Raw genomic sequence first — 3985 nt, 5'->3', positions numbered from 1 at the left:
TCCGAACCTGTGGGGTGTGGTTTCTTTTTTTCCTAGGCCCCTCGAAGAAAAAAGAGACCCCGCACTCAACGGTGGGACCGGGTGGGTCAGGCCGAGCCGATGCCCGCGCGGGCGATCGAGAAGCCGCTGCCCGTCGCGTCGGCCACACAGGTCATGCCCGTGTCCGCGCTGGCGCAGGTGAAGCCGTGCGCCTTCTTGGTCTGGCCGTAGTCCAGGATCGCGACGTCGCCCTTGGCCTTCTTGGGCTGGTCGTTCTTGCTGACGCACGGCTGCGTCACGTTGCCGGTCGGGTCGACCTTCGCCACGTAGCCGGACGCGCCGTCGCACGAGGCGTCGGGCGCGGGCTTCTGGGTCAGCTCCGCGATGCCGCACGTCGCGGCGTCGGCCGAGATGGTGCAGGTGATGTTCAGCGACGGCGCGGCGAAGGTCTCGACGCCGGCCCCGCCGTCCGTCTCCAGGCCCTCCTCGGCCTCCGGCTCGGCCGACTGCTCCGTGCTGGCGGTCTCGCCACCCGTGGCCGAGGTGTCGGGCGAACCGAGCAGGTTCACGGCGAACACGATCGCGGCGATCACGAGCAGCACGTCCAGGGCGATGAACGCGATCCAGCCGGGGCTGAGCTTGCGGCGCGGAGGCTCGGGCTCGTAGCCGCCCGGCTGACCCGCGTAGACGGGCTGGCCGTACTGGTCGTAGCCCTGCGGCTGATACTGCGCGGGCGGCTGGTACTGCGCCGGCTGCTGCTGGTACTGGCCCTGCGGCTGGTACTGCCCGCCCTGCGGCGCCGCGTAACCCTGCTGGTACTGCTCGGGGTAGTACTGCTGCTGCATCGTCTGGTCGGCGCCACGCTGCACGGACTGCACCCGGGGCGCACCCGGTGCTGCCGGCGCGGGGGTGACGGCCTGGGCGAACTGGTTGCTCGGCGAGATGGCGGGCGGCTTGCGCGTCGCCGCCGAGACACGCTGCACCGGCGCCTGCTGGACAGGCGTGGGCATGGTGGCGGGGTGCTGCTCCTGAGGGGGAGCAGTGGGCTCCTCGTCAGGGCTGCCGCCCGGTGGCGGTGGCGGGGGCGGCACAGTGCCGGACATCGGGCAACTCCTCAGCTCAAATCGGTCGGTCTGGGCGACCGCGGTCGATCGTACACAAAGGCGTTACTCGCTGTTACTCCTGCGTGGCATGATCGACGAGTCGTCGCAGGTAGTTCACACACCGGACGAGAAGCCAACCGATAAAGCGCGTTATTCGGACGCGCGGGGCGCCTTCGGCGCCCATGAGCAGACAGACGTGGAGGGCCCGTGCCCGGAGAGAACCTGACCCGCGCCGAGGCGGTCGAACGAGCCGGCGTGGTGTCGGTCGAGTCGTATGAGATCGCCCTGGACCTGACCACCGGTCCGGAGACTTTCGCGTCCGCCACGACGCTGCGCTTCACCGCGACCGAGGGCGCTTCCACCTTCGTGGACCTGGTCGCACCGTCCGTGCGGTCCGTGGTGCTGAACGGCCGCGAGCTGGACCCGGCCGCCGTGTTCGCCGACTCCCGGATCGCCCTGGACGGCCTGGCCGAGGACAACGAGCTCGTCGTCGTCGCCGACTGCGGCTACACGAACACCGGCGAGGGCCTGCACCGCTTCGTCGACCCCGTGGACGGCGAGGTGTACCTCTACACCCAGTTCGAGGTGCCGGACGCGCGCCGCGTGTTCGCCTGCTTCGAGCAGCCCGACCTCAAGGCCACGTTCCAGTTCACGGTCACCGCGCCCGCCGCGTGGGAGGTCGTGAGCAACGAGCCGACGCCGGAGCCGGCCGCGGCGCAGCACGCCACCGAGCCCGGGGTCGAGGCCGCGACGTGGACCTTCGAGCCCACGGGCCGCATCTCGACCTACATCACGGCGCTGGTGGCCGGCCCGTACGCCGTGGTCCGCTCGTCGCTGACGTCGTCGGACGGCCGGGAGATCCCGCTCGGCGCGTTCTGCCGCAAGTCGCTGTCGGCGCACTTCGACGCCGACTACATCTTCGAGAAGACCCGCCAGGGCTTCGAGTTCTACGAGTCCACGTTCGGCGTGCCGTACCCGTTCACCAAGTACGACCAGCTCTTCGTGCCCGAGTACAACATGGGCGCCATGGAGAACGCGGGCTGCGTGACGTTCACGGAGTCGTACGTGTTCCGCTCCAAGGTGACCGAGGCCGTGCGCGAGCGCCGCGTCGTGACGATCCTGCACGAGCTGGCGCACATGTGGTTCGGCGACCTGGTCACCATGAAGTGGTGGAACGACCTGTGGCTCAACGAGTCGTTCGCCGAGTACGCCTCGACGCTCGCCACGGCCGAGGCCACCGAGTGGGAGGCGGCCTGGACCACGTTCTCCGCGATGGAGAAGTCCTGGGCCTACAAGCAGGACCAGCTGCCGTCCACGCACCCGATCGTCGCCGAGATCAAGGACCTGGAGGACGTCCAGGTCAACTTCGACGGCATCACCTACGCCAAGGGCGCCTCGGTGCTCAAGCAGCTCGTGGCCTGGGTGGGCCGGGACGCGTTCGTCGCGGGCGTCTCCGCCTACTTCGGCAAGCACGCCTGGGGCAACACCGAGCTGCCCGACCTGCTGACCGAGCTCGAGGCCACCAGCGGCCGCGACCTCAAGGCCTGGTCCAAGCTCTGGCTGGAGACCGCGGGCGTGAACACGCTGCGCCCCGTCATCGAGACGGACAGCCACGGCCGCATCATGTCGTTCGTCGTGGAGCAGACAGCCCCCGCCGAGTGGCCCACGATCCGCCCGCACCGCCTCGGCATCGGCTTCTACAGCCTGTCCGACGGCGGCGAGCTCGCGCGCACCCACTTCGTCGAGGTCGACGTCGACGGCCCGCGGACGGACGTGAAGGAGCTCGTCGAGCTCGACCGCCCGGCCCTCGTGCTGCTCAACGACGCGGACCTCGCGTACGCGAAGATCCGGCTCGACCCCGCCTCGCTCGCGGTGGCGCTGGAGCACCTGGCCGACATCACGGACCCGCTGGCCCGCTCCCTCGTGTGGGGCTCGGTCTGGGACGCGGTGCGCGACGGCGAGGTGCCGGCGTCGGAGTACGTGAAGCTCGTGCTCGGTGGCATCGCCGGCGAGACCGAGTCGACCACGCTGCGCACCACGCTCAACCAGATGGTGCTGGCCGCCAAGCAGTTCGTGGCGCCGTCGGCCCGCGCGGAGACGCTCGCCACGGTGGGCGACACGCTCTGGTCCCTGGTGGGCGACGCCGAGGCCGGTTCGGACACGCAGTTCCAGCTCGTGAAGTTCTTCGCGCACGTGGCCTCCACGCCCGCGCACGTCGCGACGCTGTCCGGCCTGCTCGACGGGTCGGTCGCGCTCGACGGCCTGGAGATCGACGCCGACCTGCGCTGGGAGCTGCTGGAGGGCCTCGTGCTCAACGGCGCGGCGGGCGACGCGGAGATCGACACCACGCTCGCCGCCGACGACACGGCGACGGGCCGCCAGTCCGCCGCCCGTGCCCGGGCCGCCAAGCCCACGGTCGAGGGAAAGCTGGCCGCGCTGTCCTCCGTCGTGGACGCCGACGTGCCGAACGCGATCATCCGGAACACCGGCCTCGGGTTCCTGCACGTGAACGACCCGGCCCCGCTGGCCGACGTCGTGCAGCCCTACCTGGACGCCGTGCTCAAGGTGTGGGACGAGCGCAGCTACCACATCGCCGAGGAGATCATCGAGGGCTTCTACCCGGCCCCGCTGGCCTCGCCGGAGCTGCGGGACGCCACCGCGGCGTGGCTGGAGACGAACGCGGACGCGGCCCCGGCCCTGCGCCGTCTGGTCGTCGAGGCCCTCGCGGGCACGGAGCGGGCGCTGAAGGCCCAGGCCAAGGACGCCTGACGCCGTCGGCGGGACCTCCGCTCACCTTTGAGGCCCGGGTTTCTTCGCTCTGAGCCAGCTCAGAGCGAAGAAACCCAGGACCCAAAAGGGAGGGGGAGGGGGGGCTGCGACTCCCAGACGCCGGCCCAGTCCCC

General features: G+C 70.6%; 2 protein-coding genes. One reads left to right on the top strand and one right to left on the bottom strand.

The genetic code is table 11. The features are described from left to right. Positions 1-86 precede the first annotated feature (86 nt). Entirely contained in the window at positions 87-989 is a 903-nt protein-coding gene (locus ACFV9Q_RS25960; RefSeq protein WP_377236814.1) for a hypothetical protein, read from the bottom strand. Between the two features lie 300 nt (positions 990-1289). Between ACFV9Q_RS25960 and pepN the strand changes: the two genes are divergently transcribed. Beyond that, positions 1290-3851, top strand: coding sequence for an aminopeptidase N (pepN, locus tag ACFV9Q_RS25955; protein ID WP_377236813.1), 2562 nt, complete (start codon positions 1290-1292; stop codon positions 3849-3851). Positions 3852-3985: the final 134 nt, after the last annotated feature.

The organism is Promicromonospora sp. NPDC059942 (genome assembly GCF_042731755.1).
GTDB lineage: Bacteria > Actinomycetota > Actinomycetes > Actinomycetales > Cellulomonadaceae > Promicromonospora.
This window is presented reverse-complemented; position numbering and strand designations above follow the sequence as displayed.